This window comes from Pirellulales bacterium, from assembly GCA_033762255.1.
Lineage (GTDB): Bacteria > Planctomycetota > Planctomycetia > Pirellulales > JALHPA01 > JANRLT01.
This window is the reverse complement of the sequence record JANRLT010000014.1, coordinates 142087-164925: the sequence shown is the minus strand read 5'-3', so window position 1 is coordinate 164925 and position 22839 is coordinate 142087. Positions and strand designations below refer to the sequence as shown.

At 58.2% G+C, this 22839-nt stretch carries 21 protein-coding genes; 14 read left to right on the top strand and 7 right to left on the bottom strand.

Annotated elements, in window-relative coordinates; genetic code table 11:
- From SFX18_04285 to glnA, 10 genes are all read left to right on the top strand, one after another.
- Nucleotides 1-1506, top strand: a 1506-nt coding sequence (locus SFX18_04285) for an ATP-binding protein (GenBank protein ID MDX1962345.1), incomplete at its 5' end; no start/stop codon positions are given.
- A 12-nt stretch (nucleotides 1507-1518) separates the two neighbouring features.
- A complete protein-coding gene (locus SFX18_04280; protein MDX1962344.1) occupies nucleotides 1519-1854 on the top strand; it encodes an STAS domain-containing protein in 336 nt (111 codons plus the stop codon).
- Nucleotides 1851-3602, top strand: a complete 1752-nt coding sequence (locus tag SFX18_04275; GenBank protein ID MDX1962343.1) for a GspE/PulE family protein — start codon at nucleotides 1851-1853, stop codon at nucleotides 3600-3602. The genes SFX18_04280 and SFX18_04275 overlap by 4 nt, the downstream gene beginning before the upstream one ends.
- Before the next feature lie 66 nt (nucleotides 3603-3668).
- Nucleotides 3669-4886: a type II secretion system F family protein gene (locus SFX18_04270; protein MDX1962342.1), complete on the top strand. Its 1218-nt coding sequence runs from the start codon at nucleotides 3669-3671 to the stop codon at nucleotides 4884-4886.
- A gap of 58 nt (nucleotides 4887-4944) precedes the next feature.
- Entirely contained in the window at nucleotides 4945-6099 is a 1155-nt protein-coding gene (locus SFX18_04265) for a hypothetical protein (GenBank protein MDX1962341.1), read from the top strand.
- Complete coding sequence (locus SFX18_04260; GenBank protein ID MDX1962340.1) at nucleotides 6096-6725, top strand: PilN domain-containing protein; 630 nt, start codon at nucleotides 6096-6098, stop codon at nucleotides 6723-6725. The genes SFX18_04265 and SFX18_04260 overlap by 4 nt, the downstream gene beginning before the upstream one ends.
- Nucleotides 6722-7330 carry a type 4a pilus biogenesis protein PilO gene (pilO, locus tag SFX18_04255; protein ID MDX1962339.1) on the top strand — a complete coding sequence of 203 codons (609 nt, stop codon included), beginning with the start codon at nucleotides 6722-6724 and terminating at the stop codon, nucleotides 7328-7330. The genes SFX18_04260 and pilO overlap by 4 nt, the downstream gene beginning before the upstream one ends.
- A gap of 62 nt (nucleotides 7331-7392) precedes the next feature.
- On the top strand, nucleotides 7393-8028 hold the full coding sequence (locus SFX18_04250; GenBank protein ID MDX1962338.1) for a hypothetical protein: 636 nt from the start codon (nucleotides 7393-7395) through the stop codon (nucleotides 8026-8028).
- Nucleotides 8029-8163: 135 nt separating this feature from the next.
- Complete coding sequence (locus SFX18_04245) at nucleotides 8164-9294, top strand: TIGR00730 family Rossman fold protein (GenBank protein ID MDX1962337.1); 1131 nt, start codon at nucleotides 8164-8166, stop codon at nucleotides 9292-9294.
- A gap of 386 nt (nucleotides 9295-9680) precedes the next feature.
- Nucleotides 9681-11093: a type I glutamate--ammonia ligase gene (gene glnA, locus SFX18_04240; GenBank protein ID MDX1962336.1), complete on the top strand. Its 1413-nt coding sequence runs from the start codon at nucleotides 9681-9683 to the stop codon at nucleotides 11091-11093.
- Between the two features lie 376 nt (nucleotides 11094-11469).
- Here glnA and SFX18_04235 read toward each other — a convergent pair whose 3' ends face one another.
- Nucleotides 11470-12918, bottom strand: a complete 1449-nt coding sequence (locus tag SFX18_04235) for a metallophosphoesterase family protein (protein MDX1962335.1) — start codon at nucleotides 12916-12918, stop codon at nucleotides 11470-11472.
- A gap of 180 nt (nucleotides 12919-13098) precedes the next feature.
- Between SFX18_04235 and SFX18_04230 the strand changes: the two genes are divergently transcribed.
- Nucleotides 13099-14205: an ATP-grasp domain-containing protein gene (locus tag SFX18_04230; GenBank protein ID MDX1962334.1), complete on the top strand. Its 1107-nt coding sequence runs from the start codon at nucleotides 13099-13101 to the stop codon at nucleotides 14203-14205.
- 513 nt (nucleotides 14206-14718) lie between these two features.
- Nucleotides 14719-15120: a methylglyoxal synthase gene (locus SFX18_04225; protein MDX1962333.1), complete on the top strand. Its 402-nt coding sequence runs from the start codon at nucleotides 14719-14721 to the stop codon at nucleotides 15118-15120.
- 70 nt (nucleotides 15121-15190) lie between these two features.
- Here the strand turns inward: SFX18_04225 and SFX18_04220 are convergent, their stop codons facing one another.
- The 3 genes from SFX18_04220 to SFX18_04210 all read right to left on the bottom strand — a co-directional run bounded on the left by SFX18_04220 (nucleotide 15191) and on the right by SFX18_04210 (nucleotide 16877).
- On the bottom strand, nucleotides 15191-15460 hold the full coding sequence (locus SFX18_04220; GenBank protein ID MDX1962332.1) for a membrane or secreted protein: 270 nt from the start codon (nucleotides 15458-15460) through the stop codon (nucleotides 15191-15193).
- 187 nt (nucleotides 15461-15647) lie between these two features.
- Nucleotides 15648-16619, bottom strand: coding sequence for a type I phosphomannose isomerase catalytic subunit (locus SFX18_04215; GenBank protein MDX1962331.1), 972 nt, complete (start codon nucleotides 16617-16619; stop codon nucleotides 15648-15650).
- An 87-nt stretch (nucleotides 16620-16706) separates the two neighbouring features.
- Entirely contained in the window at nucleotides 16707-16877 is a 171-nt protein-coding gene (locus SFX18_04210; protein MDX1962330.1) for a hypothetical protein, read from the bottom strand.
- 300 nt (nucleotides 16878-17177) lie between these two features.
- On the opposite strand from SFX18_04210, the gene SFX18_04205 reads away from it, so the two are divergent.
- Entirely contained in the window at nucleotides 17178-18551 is a 1374-nt protein-coding gene (locus tag SFX18_04205; GenBank protein ID MDX1962329.1) for a DUF1598 domain-containing protein, read from the top strand.
- 206 nt (nucleotides 18552-18757) lie between these two features.
- Nucleotides 18758-19741 (top strand): CapA family protein, encoded by a 984-nt coding sequence (locus tag SFX18_04200; GenBank protein MDX1962328.1) that lies wholly within the window; start codon nucleotides 18758-18760, stop codon nucleotides 19739-19741.
- A 151-nt stretch (nucleotides 19742-19892) separates the two neighbouring features.
- Here the strand turns inward: SFX18_04200 and SFX18_04195 are convergent, their stop codons facing one another.
- The 3 genes from SFX18_04195 to SFX18_04185 all read right to left on the bottom strand — a co-directional run bounded on the left by SFX18_04195 (nucleotide 19893) and on the right by SFX18_04185 (nucleotide 22651).
- A complete protein-coding gene (locus SFX18_04195) occupies nucleotides 19893-20618 on the bottom strand; it encodes a hypothetical protein (GenBank protein ID MDX1962327.1) in 726 nt (241 codons plus the stop codon).
- Between the two features lie 4 nt (nucleotides 20619-20622).
- Nucleotides 20623-21627, bottom strand: coding sequence for a hydantoinase/oxoprolinase family protein (locus SFX18_04190; protein MDX1962326.1), 1005 nt, complete (start codon nucleotides 21625-21627; stop codon nucleotides 20623-20625).
- Nucleotides 21628-21826: 199 nt separating this feature from the next.
- Nucleotides 21827-22651, bottom strand: a complete 825-nt coding sequence (locus tag SFX18_04185; GenBank protein MDX1962325.1) for a hypothetical protein — start codon at nucleotides 22649-22651, stop codon at nucleotides 21827-21829.
- Nucleotides 22652-22839 lie beyond the last annotated feature (188 nt).

Here is a 22839-nt window from a genome sequence, read left to right as displayed (position 1 = left end):
TATTGTACCCACCCGCCCCCCCACCCCCCGCCGTATGCATCGCGACTGGTCCGGTCCAGCGCCCCTTTGGCCATGTTGCGCTCGAATCTGCATTTACCGCTGACCCGGCGCTTGACCGACTACTATTTTTTGTTCGGGCTGGCGGGTCTGTTTTCGTGCGTGGTGCTGGCCCTCTTGCTGGCCAGCCAGGGAACCTTGGCTAGTTGGGCCGCGGCCTGGGTAGTGCTGCCGATCATCTTTTTGCTGGCGGGATCCCTGGCCCTGCGCCACGCGGCCGGCATTCATGAGAAAATCGAAAATCAGTTGGTATCGATCATGCGGGCTCCCGTTCAGTGGGAATCAAGGCTGCGCGAACTCCCCGCCGACGCACCCGCGGCGCAGGGGTGGAACCTTTTAATCCGCGAATTTCAAGAACGCGGCCATTGGAGCTCCTTGGAGGAACGCCTGGGCCAAATCCTGGCAAGTCCCGCCAGCCAACGCTGGGAGGGGGTCTTTGCTGCGATCGCCGAAGGACTGGCCATCTGCGACGCCGAAGATGTCATCCTCCAGGCCAACCCCACCTGGCTGGGTCTGTTTGGACAGACCGACCCGGCGGCGATCGTGGGTCGCACGCTGCAATCCTTGCTAGCCGATCATCCCGGGGGAATGCCCGCCTGGGATTTTTTGGACCAGTCGCGGCGACGGGGAGCCTGGGAAGTGATCCCGGGGGACACGCCCGCCGCCGGCGTGTGGCGCGTCGCTTGTCTTCCGTTGCTCAAGGCGAACCAACCGACGGGGGAATATCTTTGGTCGATTCGCGATATCACCCAACAAAAGCTGGCTGAAAACGCCCGCACGCAGTTTGTCACCACCGCCACGCATGAATTGCGAACGCCCTTGGCAAATATCAAGGCGTATGCCGAAACCCTGGCGGCCGCCCCGGATATCGACCTGGCGCGGCAACAAGGCTTTTATAATATTATCAACGCCGAGGCGACCCGCCTGGCGCGGTTTATCGACGACCTGCTGAATGTCAGCCAAATGGAAGCCGGAGCGATCGGCATCGAACGACACGAGGTCGACCTGGACCGGCTGGTGCGGGAAGTCACTGAACACGTGCAACCCCAATTACAACAAAAGCGGCAGCGGTTTGATTGCCGCCTGCCGGGGAAGCTTCCCAAATTGCGGGCCGACAAGGATAAGCTGGCCGCGGCCCTAATCAACTTGCTGGGTAACGCCGTCAAATACACGCCCGAGGACGGGGATGTGCGGCTGCAGTTGGAGGAAGAAAACCACCAGTTGCATTTTCATGTGGAAGACACGGGGATCGGGATCGAAGAGGCGGAAATCCCCCAACTGTGCCAGAAGTTCTTTCGCAGCCGGGACGCCCGCGTCCGCCAGTTGAACGGCAGCGGATTGGGGTTGGCCTTTGCGCGCGAAGTAGCGCAACTGCATGGGGGTAAATTATCGATTCGCAGCGAATTGAACAAAGGTTCGCGATTTAGCTTGACGGTGCCCCTGCACTAATGGAGCCGTCCCATGTTCGAAGCCAATTTACAAGGAGCGGTGCATATCATCAGCGGGTCCGTGCCGCTCAACCGCGAGCACTTGCCCGGACTGGAAAAGCTGATTTCCCAACTGGTGGCCAAAGGCCAACCCAAGCTCGTGCTGCAACTCCAGGGAATCGCCCTGATCGACAGCGCTGGTCTGGAACTATTGGTCGATACCCAAAGACGCTGCGCGCAGCGCGGGGGATGCCTGCAACTGGCCATGCCCAATCATCTGTGCCGGGACATTTTGGTGGCCACGGGCCTGGTCAACCAGTTTGTGCTGTTTGACACGCTAAACGCCGCCGTGGGGAGCTTTGCCCAATGAGCGCGCTCTCTCCCCCGTTGGGGGCCAAACACCGCTCTGGACAAAAGCGCCCGGCCCCGGAACGCCAGCTTCCCCTGGGCGAACGCCTGATTCGCGCGGGCGTGCTGACGCCAAATGAACTGGAAGCGGCGCTCAACCAGCAATCAGTCCAGTCCAAGCAACTCGGGGAGTTGTTGTTGGAGCTGGGCTTTGTCGAGGAAGACACGCTGCTGGTATACCTGGGAGAGCAACTGCGGATTTCGGCGGTGCGGCTGCGGGCGGGGATGGTCGATCCGGCCGTGGTGCAGCGCATTCCGCGGTCCAAGGCCGAATCCCTATGCGCGCTGGCCATGTTCCAGGTCCATGATACGCTCACCGTGGCCCTGGCCGAGCCGCGCGACCTGCGCATTCTGGATGAACTCGAGCGGATCACCGGGTTAAAGATTAATCCGGTCCTGGCCCTGCGGGGCAGTATCGCCAAGATGCTGCCCCGTTGTTACGAGGAAAATTTTGCCGTCGACGCCGTGACGGCCGACCTGGCCCAGGACGCCGTCGAGCTGCAAACCGACACGATCGATATCGCGCTGGGGGATATCGAATCGCTGGCGGACGGCAGCCCGATCATTAATCTGGTCAATTACATGATCGTCAACGCGCTGCGGCAAAAAGCCAGCGATATCCATGTCGAGCCGGGGCAACGCTACTCCACGGTCCGCTTTCGCGTGGATGGCCAATTGCGCGAGGTGCTGCGGCCCCGCCGCGAATTTCATCCCGCGCTCGTCTCCCGCCTCAAGGTCATGGCCAAACTGGATATCTCCGAACATCGACTCCCCCAGGATGGTCGCATCCATGTGCTGGTGGAGGGGCGGGAAATCGACCTCCGCGTGTCAACTTTGCCCACCATCCTGGGCGAGAAAGTCGTGCTCCGCGTTTTGGACCGCAAAAACGTCACCTTTAACCTGGACCAACTGGGCGTGCCCGCCCATTTGCTGGCGGATATCAAGGGAATGTTGTCCAAGCCGTATGGTTTGTTTTTGGTCACGGGTCCCACGGGCAGCGGCAAAACGACCACGCTGTATTCCGCCATAGAATTAATCAAATCGATCCACCGCAACATTATCACGGTGGAAGACCCAGTGGAATACCAGTTGGAACAAATCAACCAGGTCCAGGTGGGGGCGAATAAGACGATGTCCTTTGCCGGGGCGCTGCGCTCCATCCTGCGGCAGGATCCCGATGTGATCATGGTGGGCGAAATTCGCGACGCCGAGACCGCCGCCGTCGCCATTCAGGCGGCCTTGACGGGGCACCTGGTCCTTAGCACGCTTCATACCAATGATAGCTTTAGCGCGGTGACCCGCCTGCGCGATATGGGGATCGAATCGTTCAAAATCGCCGCCGCGCTGGTGGGTGTGGTGGCTCAGCGGCTGGTGCGCACGATATGTCCCGCCTGCAAAACCAGTTATTTTCCGCACCAGGAAATGTTGGATCTGCTGCATTACGCGGGGGACCGGCGGCGGCAATTTGTGCGGGGAGAAGGCTGCCGCGAATGTTTTGACACCGGCTTTCGCGGCCGGATCGGCCTGTACGAGGTTTTTTCCGCCAATCGCCAGATCAGGGAACTGGTCGCGCGGGGCGCCGACTTGGCGGAGCTGCGCGGCTCCCACCAGGCCAATCGAGGAACCCTGCTACTGGACGAAGGGTTGCGTCTGGCCGAGGCGGGCAAAACCAGCCTGGAAGAAGTCACCCGTGTCGCCTTTGTGGATTAGCCCCTGCAACCAGCAAGAAATAATGCCGCCCGCTTCGGGCTAGCCTTAGTTGTAGTTTCCCATCCCATGAATTTTGCGTATTCCGCCAAAACCCGCGCCGGTCAACTGACTCACGGAGAAATCCAGTGTGACACGCTGGCGGATGCGCGGCAAAAATTACGCTCGCAGGGGTTGTATGTCGTCTCGCTCGTAAGCGGGCAACGGCAAACCATCGTCGCGCGGTTCTCCCGGCCCACGCGGGGCCGCGGTAAAGTGCGCACCGCGGATCTGCTGTTGTTTTTATCCCAATTATCAATCTTGTGCCAATCCGGAGAAGACCTGGCCGAGGCGCTCAAGCAAGTGGCCGAGCAATTTCCCCAACCCGCGCTGCGCGCGGTGTTGAACGCTCTCTATCAGGATGTTACGGCCGGTACCTCCCTCTCGGACGCCATGCGCAAGCATCCGCGCGTCTTTGACGAGTCCTTTGTCGCGGCGATTTGCGCCGGGGAACAATCGGGAACCATTACCCAGGTCCTGGAACGGCTGACCCAACTGCTGCGGGGCGACCTGCGGTTGCGGGGCAGCGTTTGGTCCATGTTGACCTATCCCTTGGTGTTGTGCGCGGTGACGGGCATGGTAATCGTGGCCATGTTCTTTTTTGTGCTCCCTCAATTTGCACAGGTCTTTGCCGATTTGGAGCGTCCCGCCCCCCCGCTGACCGCTTTTTTATTGGGTATTGGGGATGTGTTGCGGCAGCAGACCCTCCTGGTGGCCTTGCTGTTGGGGGGGGTGTGCGCCGGGGGCTGGATGTTTGCGCGGACCCCCCTGGCCAGGCAGTTGTGGGATCGCTTCTGCCTGTATGCCGTGCCGGTCAAACATGCCAGCCGCGCGCTCATCACCGGACGGATTTTTCGGCTGTTGGGAACCATGCTGACCAGCGGCGTCCCCCTGATCGAGGGGATCCGCCTGTGCCGCGCGGCCTCGCGCAATCACCTGTATAAGGAACTTTTTGCCCAGGCGGAGCAGGAAATCCTGCGGGGAGAAGCCTTGGGCAAATCGCTGCGCGCCGTGAATTTTTTGCCCCTGGGGGCCGCCCACATGGTCTCCACCGCCGAACGCACCGGCAAGCTGGGCCAGGTCCTGCAAGCGGTCGGAGAACACTTTGAGGATGACGGGGAACGCCATCTGCGCGATCTCATCCGCATCCTCGAACCCGCGATCATTGTCATGCTGGGCGTGGTGGTGGCGGTGGTGGTGTTGGCCATCATCATGCCCTTATTGGATGTTTCCACCATTTCCAACTAAACCATTTGACGGCCGTGCCCGGTTTGTTCCGCGCCGGCCTTACATTACCGAACAACACGTGCCCACGACCTTGCTCACCGACTGGCTCGACATATTTTCCGCCTGGGAAGCTCCGGGGAGGTGCTTTGGCCGCGCGCGCGATTCCCACGGTTTATTAAGGTCAAACCTTGGTTGGATCGGGTTGGAGTTGGGCGCGCACGGCCTGCGCTGGGCGCAGCTAGAGCGGCGGGGAACCGAATTTGCCATTGCGCGGCGCTGGTCAACCGAATGGTCCGAACTCGATGCCCCCCCTGCGGATCTCAGCACGACGAACCTGCGGGAGATTTGTCCAGAGCTAGCCCCCACGCGGAAGCTGTTTCGGGGCAAAGCCCTGGCTTTTTGCCTTCCCACGGGAGGATGGGAATGGCGCAACCTGGAGTTGCCGACGGCGGACGAGCGGGAACTGCGGCAGATGGCGCACCAGGAACTGGCCGCGGAGATGCAGCTCGATCCCGAAGAAATCGCTAGCGATTATTGGCGCGTGGAGGAGGGGGATAAATCCCTTCGCGATGGCATCACGCCCGTTCTGGCGGTCGGAGTCGCCACGGATTTTTCCACGCGGATCGCGAATGACTGTTTAGCCGCCGGCTTTTTGCCCCAGGTCTGCGAAGTCGCGCCCTGGGCCTTGGCCCGCAGCGTTTTGCTGGCCCAGCCGCGATTGTGCGGAGCATATGCGGTGCTGCACATTGGAGAGCGGGATACCAGCATTATTTTATGCCGGGCTGGCAAACCCCTGTATATTCGCCAGGTGCGGCAAATCGGATACATGCAATTGCTGGCGCCGATCTGTGAAGCGTGGCAAATATCGACTAGTGAAGCGGCCGCAATCCTGAAAAAAGCGGGCTTGGCTGGCGATTCCCACCGCGGCGGCGGAAATGTCTCCGCGCTCTTGAATCAACTGCTGGCACGAGTCTGTGGCGAATTGTGCGGTGAATTGGACCGCACGTGGGCCTATGTGGGGCGGGTTTACCCCAAGCTGCTGCCGGAAACAATGTGGTTGACCGGCAGCGGCGGCGAAATTCCCGGTTTGGATGGAGTGTTGCAGCAAAAATTTGAAATCGTCACGCAACCGTGGAGCTTGCAGCCCCTGATTTCGGTATGGTCAGCCGGAGCGGACGCCCCGTATGCCATGGCGGCGGGTTTGTCGGCCTTGGCCTGGGAGGAACCGGCATGAGTGTCAATCTGTTATCGTTTCATTTTCAAAAAAACTGCCTCATTCAACGCCAATTACGGTTATGGTGCGTGATCTGGATTGGCTGTGCGGCCGGGGCTTTGCTCTGGTTAACGGAACCCTCGCTCAGCTTGTGGCGGCAACTTGCGGAACTTTTGCAATTGGAACAAGACGTCCAGCCCATGGTATGGGCCGAGGCACGCAATGACGACCTAGATCGTTCGATCCTACGAACCCGCGCCGAAGAACAGCGCATGCGGCGACTACAACCCCCCGAGCGCTCCCTGGTCATCTTAGGCATTTTATCCGACGCCGCCCGGCACGTAGAAAAGCTGCAATTGCAGCGTGCCACCCTCTCCCTGGTCCCAGAGACAGACCTGGCAGCGGGGGAGGCCGCCACGCGGGGAAAAACAGCCGCCGACCAGGGACTATTGTTGCGGGCCGCGCAGCAAACCTTACAGTTACAGGGGATCGCCGCGGATGATGCCACCGTCATGAAGTTTGTGGAACGATTGCAACATGCGTCCGTCTTTGAAAATGTGGAACTCAAATCCACGGCGGAATTCCCCCTCCCCCGCGACGGAGGCCGCCAATTTCAAATTGAATGCCGCTTTGGGGGTGCGCCATGATCCGCAACTTAACAAACAACCAGGCCCTGCGGTTATGGAGCGGTTGCCTGCATGCCGCCGGGGCAAGCGTGGCGTTGTTGATCTTGTGGTTTGCCAGTTGGTGCCAGCACATGATTCATACCCAATATGAACAACGAGCGGCGCACGCCACCGAACTGCGCGAACTATTGCAGCGCAGCGGTAAATTGAACGCCCACACTAAAAAATTGGAAAGGGAATTAGCCGCCGCCCAGGACGGCCTGGCCGCCATCCATGAGCGCTTGGCACCCGTCGCCGCCGAAGCCGAATTTTTGGGTTACTTGTCGGAACTGGCGCTAGCCACCCAGGTAAACATCAAGGAATTTCGCCCCGGGCGAGTCGTGGGCACAACCCACAATTCGGCGCTAGAGTTACAAATTCGGGCCCAGGGGACGTTTGCCGAAATTTGCCATTTTTTGGATGGCATTTCGCGACTGCCGCGAATGTGTTACGTCTCTAACCTGAGTATTAATGAACCACCCCAGCCCCGGGGAGATTGCAATATTGAAATTCAACTTCGTTTTCCCGTGGCGGGCAACCTCCCCTTGGTCTCACCCAATCGCAAACTCGCGCTCAAGTCCCAGTGAACTTCCCTTACTCACGGAAACACCCTGCGCCTAGTCGCATTTACCTTTAGGGAAATCGTCCCATGGGCCGCTATCAGAACCTTTATCAACGCTCCAAGCTGATGCTGATTCCCCTCCTGGCGCTGGTGCTAGGTTGGGTGGTTTGGAACAATTACATCGCGCGTCAAGATCCGCTGGGACTGGATATTGCTGGCGAAGACGCGGGCCAAGGCGCAACGGCTTCACCAGACGTCAGCGCTGTCCGGGAGCGGCGTCACTGGCCAATTATCCCATTAGAAACGATAACGCTGCATAACCCGTTTGAACGGCCCGCCGCATTCTTAGTCGATGGACCTGGCGACAACTCCCAGTTGTCACAGGCGGAACAACTCACGCACCCCATGTCTGCCGATGAAGGGACGCAAGCAACCCAATCCACAGATCCAGCCGACTCAGCATTCATTTCAGCGCGGGGGGGGACTCGCCCGGGGACGCTGTCGCTTCCGCGGTTGCAGGCCGTGTACCAATCGGCGGCGGGATGGAGCGCGCTGGTGAATAATCAGATCGTCCGTCCTGGAGAGCGATTATCCGCGGGGGCGCTGGTGAGGGAAATTCACGCTGGAGGAATCATCCTGGAGCAAGCGGCGCCGGCAAAGTCCCAAGCGGCAGAAATTACCCCCGCAATAGAGCACGTTCCGCTGGAAGACACTTCGCGGTAAACCCCATCTCAGGCAAGTCCGTCCAGCATCCGAAAAAAGCAACCATCCGGCGCTTTAGACGCCAACCGCCACAAAGCCGCCAAATGTTCCGTGCCCGGACGGTGCCAAAATGGCCGGGACTTGCTATATTGTGCCATGTTGCGGTACCGCGGTCCGGGTGGACATAACCCGTTGCGTTCCCGCCGCCAGCAAATTAACCTTTCTCCCCCATTTATATACTTTCCTGTGACTCGACTTACCGAAGCGGATGACGATTTAGAGCTACCCCCCGCGTCCAGCGGCGAGCTTGTCATCGATCCCCACCTCAATGAAGCCCGCATCCAGGAATTGATCGACCAGATAAAGGAATCGGCGGATAAACTGGCGCGGGACCGAACGGCGATCGGCGATCTAAAAATCCTCAGCCGAACGCTGCGCGAGTTGCGTTACGCGTTTAAGGTCTTTTCGCAATACCGGTCGCGGCGCAAAGTTTCGATCTTTGGCTCGGCTCGCACGCCAGAGACCGCCCCTGCCTACCAAACCGCGCTGCAACTCGCCCGCGCCATGGCCGAGCAAAGCTGGCTGGTGGTCACCGGCGCCGCCAGCGGCATCATGGAGGCCGGTCATGCGGGCGCGGGACGCGAAAACTCCATGGGGCTGAATATCATGCTCCCCTTTGAGCAAGGATCCAATAAAATCATCGCCGGCGATGCCAAGCTGGTGACCATGAAGTATTTCTTTACACGCAAGCTAATGTTTGTCAAGGAATGCGATGCCGTGGTTCTTTTGCCCGGCGGCTTTGGCACGCTGGACGAGGGGTTGGAGGTCCTCACACTCCTGCAAACCGGCAAGCGCGACATGGTCCCCGTGGTTTTTCTCGACGCCCCTGGAGGCACATTCTGGGAACCGTTTCGCCACTTTGTCCACGACAAACTGCTGGGGGAGCGAATGATCAGTCCGGAGGACCTGTCATTATTTAAGATGACCACCAGCATCGAGGAAACCGTCGCCGAGTTATTAAACTTTTATCACGTGTACCACAGCATGCGTTATGTAAAAAACACCCTGCTGATTCGCCTGACAAAAACGCTGAGCGAGGAAACCTTGGCCATCATCAACCGGGAATTTCGCGGCATTTTGGCCAGCGGCGAATTCACCCAATGTTCCGCCTGGCCCGAGGAAGCCGACGAGCCGAACTTGATCCTGCTTCCCCGCCTGGCGTGTCAGTTTAACCGCCGCAGCCTGGGCCGGTTGCGGGAACTGATCAATTTTTTGAATAGCACTTAGCCCCCTCAGCCCGCAGCGTTAGCCAGGGACTGGGGCGAGGGGAAAGGGATTAGGTGCTAGGGGCGAGGTGAAGTAGGTCCCGTCCGCCGGACGGGACGAAGGTGCTCAGAGGCCAGGGGCAAGTGGTTAGTGGAGACACAACCTCAGCCCGCGGCGTCAGCCAGAGACGTACCCCTTTGGTTTACAGAATCGGCAAATCCCCAATTTGAAATTTAAAATACCTGAAAATCCGTCCCCATCCGTGGCTTACAACTCTATGAGCCACGAATTATCCCAATCACACAAAGATTCGTAATTACAATGTAAATCAAGCACCCGCGACGCCCTTTTGTGCAATTCCATCACCCATATTCACATAACCCTTTCCGTCACCCGTGGCATTTCCTATGACACCCCGTGAAGTTCTGGCCTATTGTCGAGAAAAAGAAGTCCGTGCCGTCGATCTGCGGTTCATGGACTTTCCCGGTTTATGGCAACACTTTACCATTCCCGTGACCAAACTGGTCGAGGACACCTTTGAGGAGGGCCTGGGCTTTGACGGTTCCAGCATCCGCGGCTGGCAGGCGGTCAACGAAAGCGATATGCTGCTGGTCCCCCAGCCCGACACGGCGATCATCGACCCCTTTGCCACCATTCCCACGCTGGCGCTGATTTGTAATATCCAGGATCCCCTTACCCGCGAGGATTACTCCCGCGACCCGCGGAATGTCTCGCGCAAGGCGGTCAATTACCTGCGCGGCACCGGCATTGCCGACACCTGCTACATCGGTCCTGAAGCTGAATTCTTTATCTTTGATAATGTTCGCTTTGACCAAAACGCCCACGAGGCGTACTACCATCTTGATAGCGTGGAAGGGGAATGGAATCGCGGCCAGGGCAACGCCCCCAATCTGGGTTACAAAATCCGCCACAAAGAAGGGTATTTTCCCGTCCCTCCCGCGGATCAAATGATGGATTTGCGCAATGAAATGATGCAGACGATGATCGACTGCGGCCTGGATGTCGAGGCCCAGCATCACGAGGTGGCGACCGGCGGCCAGTGCGAGATCGACCTGAAGTATCAGGAACTGGTCAAAATGGGGGACGCGATGTGTTTGTATAAATACATCGTCAAGAATGTGGCGCGGCGGCATCAAAAGACCGTGACCTTTATGCCCAAGCCGATCTTTGGCGACAACGGCAGCGGGATGCACACGCATGTATCGCTGTGGAAACATGGCGAGCCGCTCTTTGCCGGCGGCGGCTATGCGGGCCTGAGCGATACCGCGCTATTTGCCATGGGGGGGATCCTGCGGCACGCGCCGGCCATCTGCGCCCTGACCAACCCCACGACCAACAGTTACAAGCGGCTGGTTCCCGGCTATGAAGCCCCGGTGAATTTGGCTTATTCGCAGCGCAATCGCTCGGCGGCGATTCGCATCCCCATGTACAGCCCCAACCCCAAGGCCAAGCGGATCGAATTTCGCTGCCCGGACCCTAGTTGCAACCCGTATCTGGCGTTCGCGGCGATTCTGATGGCGGCGATCGACGGCATCCAGAACAAGCTGCATCCCGGAGAGCCGCTGGATAAGGACATTTATGATTTACCGCCGGAGGAGCTCTCCAACGTGGCCAAAACGCCCGCTAGCCTGGCCGAATCGCTGGCCGCGCTCGAGGATGATCACGAATTTTTATTGCGGGGAGATGTCTTTACGCCCGACGTGATCAAAACCTGGATCCGCTACAAACGCGAGCGCGAGGTGGAGGCGATCCGCATCCGCCCCCACCCGTTCGAATTTTGCTTGTATTATGATATTTAGGTAATTTAGCCCGCCGCGTCAGCCAGGGACAGGGGCGTGTGGGTAGTGGGTGTGGGTAGTGGAGACACAACCGCAGCCCGCCGCGTCAGCCAGGGAAAAATACATTTATCACGGAGCCACGGGAAAGTCACAAAGGCTCACGGAGAATTTCAAACAGAACACAGATGACGCTGATTAAACTAATTTTCACAGATTAGACAGGCGAACCGTCCCACATTAAAAACCTGAAATCTCAAATTTGAAATCTCAAAACCGTGTAAATCAGTGCCCTTCCGTGACTTTAAACTTCCCATCGCTAAATCCGCGTGAATCTATCGCATGAGAGTCATCCGCGTTCCTAGCCTTTGCCTTGAGCCAACTCCCAACCCCCTGCTTCTTACTTTTCCAACCGCCGCTCCGCGACTTCCGGTTGTTCCTCCACGAGCTCGTTTGGCCTGCCTTCCCGTTTGGTCAGGGTAAACCCATCGTACAGGTCCCCCCGCGCGGTCCGGGCCTCAAAGCGCAGCACCGACCCGTCAATATGAATGAGCTGGTATAACTGCGTGTTTTCCCCAATCCGTGTAAAATACTTTTGGTTTTCCACGCCCAGGCCGTACATCTTTGGTCCGCTGACGGAGACCACATAGACCGTACCGGCAGGACTGCGATAGTTAAGCCCCGTGCCGCTGTTGGCTTCGCCATTGGCCGTGGTTTTAGCTTCTGTCACCTCGGCTGGTTTGGCTTGGGCTGGATTTTGGGGCGCGGCCCTCCCCACCGGGGTATCCTCCATCGTCACCACCCCCGTGCGGGCGTAGGTGTGATCATGCCCCTGCAACACCAAATCGACTCCATACTTGTCAAACAGCGGTTGCCAGTGCTTGCGCACGACGGGGTTGTCGCGGTTTTGGGCGGGGGAATAAATCGGGTGGTGAAACGTCACGATCTTCCAGCCCCCTTTGTGATCCGCTAGCGTCTTTTCCAACCAGGCCGCTTGTTCCGCTTGCTGCTCATTGCTATTTAGCGAAATAATCCGCGTGCCTTGGTAATCGATAAAATAGGCCGTTTCGGGCAGGTTGGCGGGGCCGTTCTCGGGCAGGGTAAATTGCGCCCGCCAATGTCCCGAGAGCTCGCTTTTCCCCAGCGGAGTCTTTTTGCCATATTCATGATTACCCGGCGTCGGCAACGTGTTGAGCGAGCCATTCAGCCAACCGCCGGCAAAAAACCACTCCCCCCATTCGGCGTCGCTATTGGGATTATTAATCAAGTCTCCCGCGTGCAACATAAAGCGGGCGTCGGGCATGTCGCCGTAGGCTTCGCGCACGACCCGCGACCATTGCGACTTGATGTCGTTTTGCGCGTCGCCAAAATAGATAAACGAAAATGGCTCCGGCTTGTCCGCGGCGGTGGTAAAGTGGAACCATTCGCTCCAGTTGATTCCATCCCCCACGCGGTAGGCGTACTTGGTCCGGGGCTGCAGGTCCGCAAACAACACGCTATGATAATGGGCATCCCCTAGATCGGTGGCCAGGGGAGTGGTCACTGCCTCGCTATTAGCCGCTTTGCGCGGATCAATTGGCCCATGTTCCGCGGGTAAAATCTGCGCCTTGGCCTGCGCGACCTCGGTGCTAGTCCGCCACGTGACACCCTGAGCACGGGCGGGGTCGGCTGCCAGGGTCAAAATCACCCGGTCAGGCGCCGCCGTCGGGCGGTACAACTCGCGCGGAGCGACAGGCCGGGCCGGAGGATGTTTGTGGTCGGGGCCTTCATGGGCGGACAGGCAAACGGGGAGAGCCAGCCAACCGATTGCAAACCAAGTGTAAAACGAGGTATTTAAGGTGGTCATCATGCGCCGACAAAGTTAAGTTGGGAATCGTAAATTTGCAATTCCGTCAACATACCGCCCTTCACGCAAATTGCCAAATGGTTTCCTAATCCATCTTTTCCCGACGAATGTAATTATTCAGATCGTGTTAAGCCAGGCAAACACGTGAACCCGCGATAGCGCCGTAAATTTTGGATAGATTCCATGCCTAAAATCATTTTATGGGAAGAATGCAACGCAGTCGCGGCAAATGGCGATCCCACGCCAAGTCTGGCAAATAAGATTCGAACCGAGGGGGGGGCCCTGATTTGCGCCGTGGCAAATGACTTTGCCGCAGTGGCGAGGTTCACGGTCGAACTGGCTTGGAGCGCACAATCGGAGCTACCCTTGGGATTATGTGAGCGCGTTCGACTGCGCGCCATAAACCTGCGGGATAGTATTGATGATTTCTTAAGCCAGGCGGCAAAGGATTGTGACGCAGTGGGGATTCTTGCTCCCGAGACGGATGGACTCTTGGAACATCGCAGTAGAATCATCGAAGAAGCCGGGGGGCGCTTACTGGGACCAGACTCTGCCTGGGTGCGGCTGGCGGCGGATAAACACCAGTTATGCGAGTTTTTGCGCGCCGCCGATGTGCCGGTGCCAATCGGTGGTATCGTGCCGAAGAGCGAGGAGCAGTTTTTAGAGCAATTGTATCAGAGTCAAGCCGTCTGGCCTGCCATTGTCGTCAAACCGCGCGCTGGAGCGGGGGGCTGGGGGGTGCGGATATTAACTGGCGAGCGGGAAATGAGGGATTGGCATCGGGAAACAGCCACTGGAAAAATGCTGGATGCCTGGCGCTGGGAGCGGTATGTGCCGGGTATGCCCGCCAGTATTGCGGCGATCGGGATGGGCTCCTCTGCAACGGGTCAAAAGCATTACCAACTTTGCCCTCCTGGAGAGCAAATGCTGATATATGGTTCACGTAAGGATATAAGTTATGTGGGGGGGCGTATCCCACTGGGCGACGAACTAGCGCGGCGCATGTGCGAATTAGCGCGACGCGCGCTCGATTGTTTACCCCCGTTTCGCGGGTATGTGGGCCTGGATCTGGTCTTGGCGAATTCAGCGGCGGGATTTGAAGACGTTGTCATCGAAATCAATCCCCGCTGGACGACATCGTATGTCGGCCTGCGCAAGCTGGCCCGCACCAATTTGGCCGAGTATCAATATGCCGCGGTGCGCGGTCAACCTTTGCCGCCGCTGGAATTTAATCCAGGAAAGATCGAATTTGACACCAATGGCAACGCGCGGATAATGAATGACCGCTAGCCCGCTGCGTCAACAGCGGCAAGGGGCAGTAGGTCCCGTCCGCCGGACGGAACTAGGGTGGCGAGGGGTGAGGGACGAGAGGCGTGGGGCAAGGGGTGAGGGACGAGGGGCAGTAGGTCCCGTCCGCCGGACGGAACTAGGGTGGCGAGTGACGAGTGGATAGTTGGGACACAACCCAAGCCCGCAGCGTTAGCAAGGGACAGAATTCATTCACCACGGAGTCGCGGAGAATCCACTGAGACTCACGGAGAAGAATTACAGAGGGAAATGCAGATGACGCGGATTTGAGTGATTTTCGCGGATCAAAAAGAGGGAATCTATAAAACTACATTTGAAATCGCAGATTTGAAATTTCAAATCCGTGAAAATCCGTGCCTATCCGTGGCTCAAATGCATTTTCAGAGAGAACGCAGCAAAAGTGGAACTGACTGATGCTCACAAATCATTTAGAGGGAAAACTTTAACACCGCAATCTAAAATTCCAAATTTCAAGTCTTAACTCTGTAAAAATCCATGCCACCACCCGTAAAACCCACTGTCGCCCTGATCGCCCATGACCGGATGAAACCCGCGCTCTTGGATTTTGTCCGCACCCATCAGGCCGTGCTGGGAAAATTTAACCTGGTGGCGACCGCCAGCACGGGCCAATTGCTCAATGAACAACTGGGCTTGCGGACGGAATGCGTGATACATGGGCCGGAAGGAGGGGACCTGATTATTGGCGGGCGGGTCGCGCTGGGGCAAATCCGCGCGGTGATCTTTTTGCGGGATCCGCTGACCGCGCAGCCGCACGAGCCGGATGTCTCGGCCTTGATGCGGGTGTGCGATGTCCATTCCGTGCCGTTGGCGACAAATCTGGGGACCGCGAGCGCCGTCATGGACGATCTGCGCGACGAAGTGCCGACGTCAAGCTAGATGGTTTAACGAATGAATCGATTCCAGGGGCACCGCCGCGGCTAAAGACCCCGCGCAGGCCAAGATGCGTTTACCGCAACTGCCAGCGGGCGCGCTGCACTTCGGGAATGGGGCGGTTGTAATCGCGCGGGCGGCCCCCATCAACCTCGGGTCCAATGTCGTTATCGGTAAACGGGTCAAAGCGCACCGCTTCATTCCGCTGTTCGGTGATCGTCCCCGGCGGATCAAAAATGCTCCGCCCGTTATGCGACTGACAACCAGCCATCAGGATGACGCCTCCGACGCACACGGAAATCGCCGCCAGGGATATTTTTCCCCGGCTGTCACAGGCGTGGGACATGGCTAGCGCTTTCAAAAAAACTAAAAAAACATGGGAGGTATCAAGTGCCAGACAGCCTCCGCGCTCGAGCCGCGAATACCTGTTGGCGATTGACGGGGCAAATTGTAAAGCGGTCCCCCGCCCCGGCATAGCGCAATTTGTGCTAGCGGGAATGCCCGCCAGCCGGGGAAATGCACAAAAAACCCAACTAAGCGGAGGATACCGGCAAGGTGATTTCTAGCAGCGTCACCGGCGAGAGCGGGACCGCCTGGATCACTGGCCAACTAGCGGGAAAGAGAATGGTATGCCCGGGGAGCGTGGGCGTGGGAGAGGGGTCACCCGCGATCTGGAGCGCACCCGCCAGCACCACCCAAATCCGGCATCGCCCCGCGGCGGCAAATTCCACCGGCTGGTCAAACTGGCGTTGCGCCAAGTGAAAGTACGCGTTGGCCAATAATTGCTGGCAGCCGCCAGCGGTAGCATTTTTTTGGGTGGAGTCCTGGCGGAGTGGTTGCACCGGCCCGGTGGCGTAGTCAATCACCTGCAGGGCTTGCTCGAGGTGCAATTGGCGGGGCCGACCATCCGCGCCGACGCGGTTCCAGTCAAACAGGCGGTAGGTGACATCGCTGGATTGCTGAACTTCGGCCACGACAATCCCCGCCCCCAACGCATGGACCGTACCCGCCGGCAAATGCACAATATCCCCCGCCTGCGGTTCAAAGCTATGCAGGCAAAGCTCGCACGCGCCGCGGGTTATTTCCCGTTCGAGCGCCGCGCTGTCAAAGCCGGGCTTTAAACCGGCATAAATTTTACTGCCGGGCCGCGCGGCAACCACGTACCAAGCCTCCGTCTTGCCAGCATCGTTTAGTTGCAATCGGGCGGCGTGTTCGTCGTTGGGATGGACCTGCACCGACAAATCGGCCTGGGCATCCAGCAATTTGACCAATAAGGGAAAATTTCCGCCGCTCCATTGATCACCTAATAAGTCGCGCCGATGATCGCGCATTAATTCCGCCAACGTGGCCCCTTGCCACGGACCGGCAAACACGCGGCTTTGGTCGGGTCCGCGATCGGCGATCTCCCAACTTTCGGCGTAGTCGGATTCGGGACCGATGGGTTTATGAAAAAGTTCACCCAAACGCCGGCCTCCCCATAGGTAGCGGCGAAAGATGGGACTCATGCGAAATGGATAAAAATCAGACATGGACGGGGCCGGAAACAGCCCGGGATCTGGAGGAGGAAAAACAGTCGCCATCTACAAGGATTGTCATTTGTGCGGCGCGGTATATCCCTCTAGGTAGCGACCCAAAAAAAACAGCGCGGAAAAAAAACCTAGGGCCGCAAACAAATACACTGGCGCGTTGTACAAGGCCAGCGCCACGACCGGCAAGCCGACCAAGGCGGAAAATTGCAGGGATCGCGCCAACCAGGTAACCATGAAGAGCCAGTTCGCCGCTGCCGAAAAGTATGGGTATCAGGATAAGCAAACCCCGCCGCAAATCGGGGAATTTTTGGATTATAACCGAATTTTCCCGCCTGATAATTGGTATTTTCCGCCAAAATACGCCCCCCGCCCCCTCATCTTTACCCTAAAAATCATAATATTAGTTGAGCTACCGTCAGTTTATAACTAAAATAATTCTATTCCTAATCAAAGGGCTGACTTTTCTGGGTGTTCATTTATCGGCCGCGCTTTCTCTTCCGGAACAGAAAGCGGCGCGCACATCGGAGGAATTTTATGTTGCGAGTCTGTCTGCGTGGAATCTGTATGCTCCTGGCGGTAGGGGTGATTAACCATTTGGCCGGGGAATACCTCTGTGCCCAGAATGATCCCAATGTCGGCTTAGGCTTTGCCAACGTCCGCCAGGTTGGTGGCGTGACGGTTGACACCGAGGGGGTCCTACGCAATGTCGATCCCGCCGAACGCAAGGAACTGGCTGGACTCCTTTCCAAAGCCCTTAAGGAAGTCCCGCTGGGTTTCCAAGGAACCACCGAACTGCGGATGATCTCCTTGCGCAAGCTGCAAGACCTGATCGCCGAAAAAGTCGCCCAGCAACAGCCAATCCCCCAAGAAGCGGTGCTCATGGGTGGCCTGCAGCGGGTACAGTATCTATTCATCGACGAAGCCAACAAAGACATCATTTTGGCCGGCCCCGCCGAAGCCTGGAAAACCGACGCCTTGGGGAACATTGTCGGTGTGACCACCAATCAGCCGGTACTCCTACTCGAGGATTTTGTTGCCGCCCTCCGCGCCATCGATAACGCCCGCAATGGCGGCATCACCTGCTCCATTGATCCCACGCCCGCCGCTGTCCAGGCCGCGCAGGATTACCTGGGCCAGCTTCCCAAGGGAATCAAAGCCGGGCAAGTTTCCGCCGAACTGGAAAAACGGATGGGCCTGCAAGTGGTCAGTGTTACCGGTGTCCAGGCGGATTCCCACTTTGCCCAGGTGTTGGTTGCCGCCGACTACCGGATGAAACGACTGGGGATGAATTTTGACAAATCGGGGATCAAGGGCTTTCCCAGCTATCTGGAAATGGCCGGAGCCAAGGAAAACATGTTCCCCCGTTGGTGGCTGGCTCCCAATTACGAACCCCTGGGCAAATCGGCCGATGGCCTGGCGTGGGAGATTCGCGGCACGGGCGTGAAATGCCTGACCGCCGACGACCACTTTAACGCTAGCGGTGAACGTGTAGAAACCCAAGCGGCTGGCGGCAGCGCCAAGAAGTGGGCGGACCTGATGACCAGCAAATACGAAGAACTGTGCCAAAAAGAACCGGTCTTTGCCCAACTCCGCACCTGCATGGACCTGGCCGTGGTCAGCGCCCTCATCCAGCAACAGCGGTTGACCGACCGGCTCGAGCTATCCTTTGCCACCTTTTTAGATGACAACACTCTTCCCCTGGCAAGTTATAACGTCCCCAAGAATGTCCCCACGATCGGCAGCGCCGTGAAAAAAGGGAGCACCTGGGTGATTAGCGCATCCGGAGGGGTGGCCTTTCAACCGTGGGAAGCAGTGCAAAAGAGCACCGACGATCCCGCCGCGGCCAAAGCCAAAGAAACTGCCCTGGCCCAGCGTGGCGACAACTGGTGGTGGAACGCAAAGAAGTAAACTTCCATAGCGGAATTCACCAGAATTCCGACACACATGGCATCCATCCGGAACTTTGGGCAAGTTCCTCTATCTGTAATCCATTACCATTCCTAGCCGATTATCTTCTTTACTCCCGACTGGTTGTAAAGCGGTTAATCGGCTAGGATTTTTTGTGCGTAGAACTCAAAACTCAATTGTCTAAAATTACAAACCACGGTTTACACATGCGGGCTCAGATTCGCAATCTCATCTTACTCCTTGCAATTTGGGGAAATTTTCTGACAGACGGCCCCGCCGCCGAACCGTCAGCCCCCCCAGATGCCAAAACAACAGAAACCGTCGAGATCATCTACGTCGGCGATATCATGCTGGCCGATCTTCCCGGTAAGTTTATCGCCACGGGGGGAGACCCGTTTACCGCGTTTGCGGAAGTCTTTGAACAGGCGGATCTGGTGGTGGGGAATCTGGAATGCGCGGTGGGAACGACCGGTAAGCCCATCGACAAACCTTGGACCTTTCAGGCGCATCCGCGGGTTGTGCCGCATTTGGCCAAGTATTTTGACGCGGTCTCCGTGGCAAATAATCACACGGGGGATTACGGCCCGGACGCCTTTTTAGAAACACTGGATCACTTGCGCGGAAACGTCGGTTACTTTGGTGGGGGGAAAAATCTCGCCGCCGCCCGGCAACCGCTGACATTTGAAAAACGGGGACTCAAGATCGTGCTGCTCGGCTATAACGAGTTCAAACCCCGCTCCTTTGCCGCCACCGACACGCAGCCCGGCTGCGCTTGGGGGGTGGACGAACATGTTTTAGAGGATATCAAACTTGCCCGCCAACGGGACGAACACGCGCTGATTTTGCCCTACATGCACTGGGGGCACGAAGGGGACGCCGAACCTAGCGAGCGGCAAACCACGTTTAGCCGCCAAATGCTGGACGCGGGGGCGAGCGCCGTGATCGGCGCGCATCCGCATAACACCCAGGGGTGGGACGCGCACGCGGATAAGCCCATTGTGTATAGCCTGGGAAATTTTGTGTTTGATGGTTTTGAGCGGCCCGACGCGCTGGTGGGCTGGGTGCTGCGGCTGCATTGCGACCGGCAAGGGGTAGCATCCTGGGAAGTGCTGACAGCCAGAATTGATAAAAACGGCATTCCCGCGCTCGATAAAACCGCCACCGGCCCCAGTTGGAAACGAGGGGAATAGAAGCCGCCAAAGGGTGTGAAGTAGGCATGTGAAATAAGGGAAACATCACAGTTGCATGGGAAGCAGAGCTAAGCTCAAATCGCAGATCTCAAATCTCAAATTTGAAATTTCAGAATCAACCTCCATTACCACACTCTTTCAACATCCAGCTTCAGCACACTTCCACCCGCAATTCCCCCCGCTCCTTCTCTCCCAAATCCACAAATCGCACGCTCGGCAAATTTTTCGCCAAAACCGGAAAATAGCGGTCCACGTAGCCACTCTCCGCGATGAGAGGATAAACATTCTCAGTCGCGATATCCACGTCCGGCAAACACGATTTTAGCAGCACCAGCTCCTCCGCCGCCAATTCCCGTGCTGCCCAAGCGGCGATGGAATCGCTCGTGACATCCCAGGTGGCGGGCAAAGCTTGATCGTTTCCTCTAGCCGAGCGTTCAACCAAAAGTAAATCTTCGCCACTCCCGAAATTTGGCTTGACCCCCAGCCATCGGCCCATCGCGGGGATTCTTACCAATGAAAATGGACCTGGGGCGTGGCCGATATTTTCTGTCGCTAGTCCCCCTTGCAGAAAATGCCGTGCCGCGGCCAGGTCCTCCACCAGCCGTGCACCGGGCAGCCGCGCCAGGGCCAATTGACCATGCAGGTCCATGCAGGCAATCGCCAGGGCGTGCATTAATTCCTGCGAATAATCCGGATGCCGCGCGTGTTCGGCCCGCAAGAGATCGGCCAGATCCCCACCGCCGACGATTAACACCGCGGGGAGCGGCGTTTGCCGCGTGAGCCATGTATGCAGTCGCTCTGGCCAGTCTGGCAGCGTTAGCAGGCTCCCACCCAGTTTGATCACCCGCCCGCGCAAAGGAGCGATTTTTTGCGGCATGACGCTACCCTTCGCGCGCGAGGACCGCCAGGGCATGCGCGGGAGCGCAGCGCGACAGTTGCGGCCCTAGTTCCGCCGAGAGGGCCACCACCGGACAATTGATCCGCAGTCGTTCCAACAGTTGCCGGGCCAAAAATTCCCCCTGCCCGCTGATCACCACGCTGGTCACGGGCTGGTCAAAGCGGCCGGTGACATGCCCCCAACCGGTGGCGATTTGGCCCAACTGCTGCCGCAGGACCCCTTCGGCCAGGGTGGCGGCGTCCGCTTCGTCAAAGGCGTCCCGGTCCAAACAGAGCATCCGGGCCAGCCGGTCGCGGGCGTGCAGGCGGGTGGCGGGCTTGCCATTCGCGGTGTGCAAATTCGCCGGTTCCTCGGGGAGCAGGCCCAGGGTTATAAAAACATCCCAGGTCGTGGCAAAGCGTTCGGTTGCGGCGGGAATCAGATTTTTGCGATAGGGGAGGATCGCCGCGACGGCCGCCACGGGGGTCCGCTGCACGCCGGTGTAGACCAGTTCGCCAGCCAGCAGGCGGTCGGTGTCGGTCTGGCTGCGGGTGGCGACCTTGCCATCGAGTATGGGAATAATATCCGTCGTGGTCGAGCCAATATCCACCAGCACCGCCAAGCCGGGGCGAGTAAAGCGTCCGCAATACTTGGCCAAGGCGTGCCAGTTGGCAGCGGCCACCTTTAACGGCGAACGGAGCGCCAGTTGCGGCGCCATCAGCAGGCCGTCGCTGAGGTAGACGCGGGTGTGCCGCTGCTCCGCCACCATGGACACCGCGCTCAGGATAAACTGGACCCCCTCGGTCCGCGTGGTAAAGCAATCCGCCAGTTCACCCGTCATCGTCACGGCCAAATGATCGCACGCGGGAGCCGCCCGCAGCATGCCGCGCAGGGCTTCGGTCAATTGCAAGGGCTTTTCCCACAACGGAAACATCTGGCTGGCGGCATAGCCCAGGCCATCCGCCGCCTTAAGCTGCGCTCCGCCGATATCCAGTGCCAGCCAATGCATGCCAAATCAACCAGATAAATTTAGAAAAATGCCGCCAGCGCTAATCAATCAATCCACGACTTGTTTGCCGCGGATTTTGCCTGGCGAGGGGCTGAATTTCCCTATTTTAGCATGCAGCGCGAAATTACAGAATTGCCCGCTGCCTGCGACCAGGATTTTTCCCGCGTCTGACCTCCGCGAGCCGTGATGCGGAATATTATCAGGGCAAAAGCGGCATGAGCCGGCACAAAAAGTCCGCCAGCCGGTCCGTGGCAAGGAGCGCCTGTTCGCGCAAGCGCCATAATTCCGGCACAATTTGCGGCCGGCGAAAAATTCCCCCCAACACCCGGCCCAGCAGTCGGGCGGTGGACTGCGGCCGCATGAGTCCCGCGACATCGGGGGGCAAATCCTCTCCCGCGTGATCGCTGATGATGCGCACCGCCAAAAATCGCAGCTTTTCCCGCACACACAATTGGGCAACGGCAAAAGTCTCTAGATCGACGGCCAGTGCTTCGGACGACTGGCCCAGCGCTAGTTTGCTGGCCGCGGTCGTCACCACCCGGTCCGCCGTGTACAGCCAGCCGTGATGGATTTTTGCCTCGCCCGGCGGCGGCGGCCTTCCCTGCACATCGATGGCCAGTTTTTCCCCCTGGGCATTTTGCACGCCCGTGGGTAAGAGCAAGTCTCCCACGGCCAACTCTGGCTGCAAGGCCCCCGCAAAACCCGCGGAAATGACCCAGCGGGGATGATGCCCCGCGATCAACGCCTGGGTGGCAACGGTGGCTGCCTGTTTGCCGGCTCCCGCATAGGCGATAGCGATGGCGGGACGGTCGCGCGGATGGGTAGTGTGGTCCGGACTGTCGGCGGAGCCGAATAGCGTGGATGACAATTCCGGCAGATGCCCCGTGACAATCGTAAATCCCTGGCCTTTATACCCCTGGCCAGTGGTGGTTACTTTATGTTGCAACCGATCGAGCATTCCCCCGGCCTCAATTTCAAGGGCAAAGACCAAGCCGATCGGGGGTACGGGGGAAGGAACTGGCATGCATGTAAGTTAACATCTTTGTCGTAAGTGCCATAGTGTTAAGTTTGGGGTCGGGAATCGTGGTCGTCAGAGATTTGCAATTCTTGGTAATCCATACTCGACCAGGATTCCCGTCCCCCTGAAGGATGCTACTCAAAGGGGGGCAAAACTCCTCCGCGAATAAGCTTATCCGCCAAAAGCGCACTCAC

Bases quoted from the DNA above. Each gene is read 5' to 3' on its own strand.
- SFX18_04225 (MDX1962333.1), top strand. From the start codon at position 14,719: ATGCCACCACCCGTAAAACCCACTGTCGCCCTGATCGCCCATGACCGG.
- SFX18_04185 (MDX1962325.1), bottom strand. From the start codon at position 22,651: ATGCCAGTTCCTTCCCCCGTACCCCCGATCGGCTTGGTCTTTGCCCTT.
- SFX18_04215 (MDX1962331.1), bottom strand. From the start codon at position 16,619: ATGAGTCCCATCTTTCGCCGCTACCTATGGGGAGGCCGGCGTTTGGGT.
- SFX18_04235 (MDX1962335.1), bottom strand. From the start codon at position 12,918: ATGATGACCACCTTAAATACCTCGTTTTACACTTGGTTTGCAATCGGT.
- SFX18_04205 (MDX1962329.1), top strand. From the start codon at position 17,178: ATGTTGCGAGTCTGTCTGCGTGGAATCTGTATGCTCCTGGCGGTAGGG.
- SFX18_04250 (MDX1962338.1), top strand. From the start codon at position 7,393: ATGGGCCGCTATCAGAACCTTTATCAACGCTCCAAGCTGATGCTGATT.
- SFX18_04275 (MDX1962343.1), top strand. From the start codon at position 1,851: ATGAGCGCGCTCTCTCCCCCGTTGGGGGCCAAACACCGCTCTGGACAA.
- SFX18_04230 (MDX1962334.1), top strand. From the start codon at position 13,099: ATGCCTAAAATCATTTTATGGGAAGAATGCAACGCAGTCGCGGCAAAT.
- SFX18_04270 (MDX1962342.1), top strand. From the start codon at position 3,669: ATGAATTTTGCGTATTCCGCCAAAACCCGCGCCGGTCAACTGACTCAC.
- SFX18_04195 (MDX1962327.1), bottom strand. From the start codon at position 20,618: ATGCCGCAAAAAATCGCTCCTTTGCGCGGGCGGGTGATCAAACTGGGT.
- SFX18_04220 (MDX1962332.1), bottom strand. From the start codon at position 15,460: ATGTCCCACGCCTGTGACAGCCGGGGAAAAATATCCCTGGCGGCGATT.
- pilO (MDX1962339.1), top strand. From the start codon at position 6,722: ATGATCCGCAACTTAACAAACAACCAGGCCCTGCGGTTATGGAGCGGT.
- SFX18_04190 (MDX1962326.1), bottom strand. From the start codon at position 21,627: ATGCATTGGCTGGCACTGGATATCGGCGGAGCGCAGCTTAAGGCGGCG.
- SFX18_04280 (MDX1962344.1), top strand. From the start codon at position 1,519: ATGTTCGAAGCCAATTTACAAGGAGCGGTGCATATCATCAGCGGGTCC.
- SFX18_04200 (MDX1962328.1), top strand. From the start codon at position 18,758: ATGCGGGCTCAGATTCGCAATCTCATCTTACTCCTTGCAATTTGGGGA.
- SFX18_04210 (MDX1962330.1), bottom strand. From the start codon at position 16,877: ATGGTTACCTGGTTGGCGCGATCCCTGCAATTTTCCGCCTTGGTCGGC.
- SFX18_04245 (MDX1962337.1), top strand. From the start codon at position 8,164: ATGTTGCGGTACCGCGGTCCGGGTGGACATAACCCGTTGCGTTCCCGC.
- glnA (MDX1962336.1), top strand. From the start codon at position 9,681: ATGACACCCCGTGAAGTTCTGGCCTATTGTCGAGAAAAAGAAGTCCGT.
- SFX18_04260 (MDX1962340.1), top strand. From the start codon at position 6,096: ATGAGTGTCAATCTGTTATCGTTTCATTTTCAAAAAAACTGCCTCATT.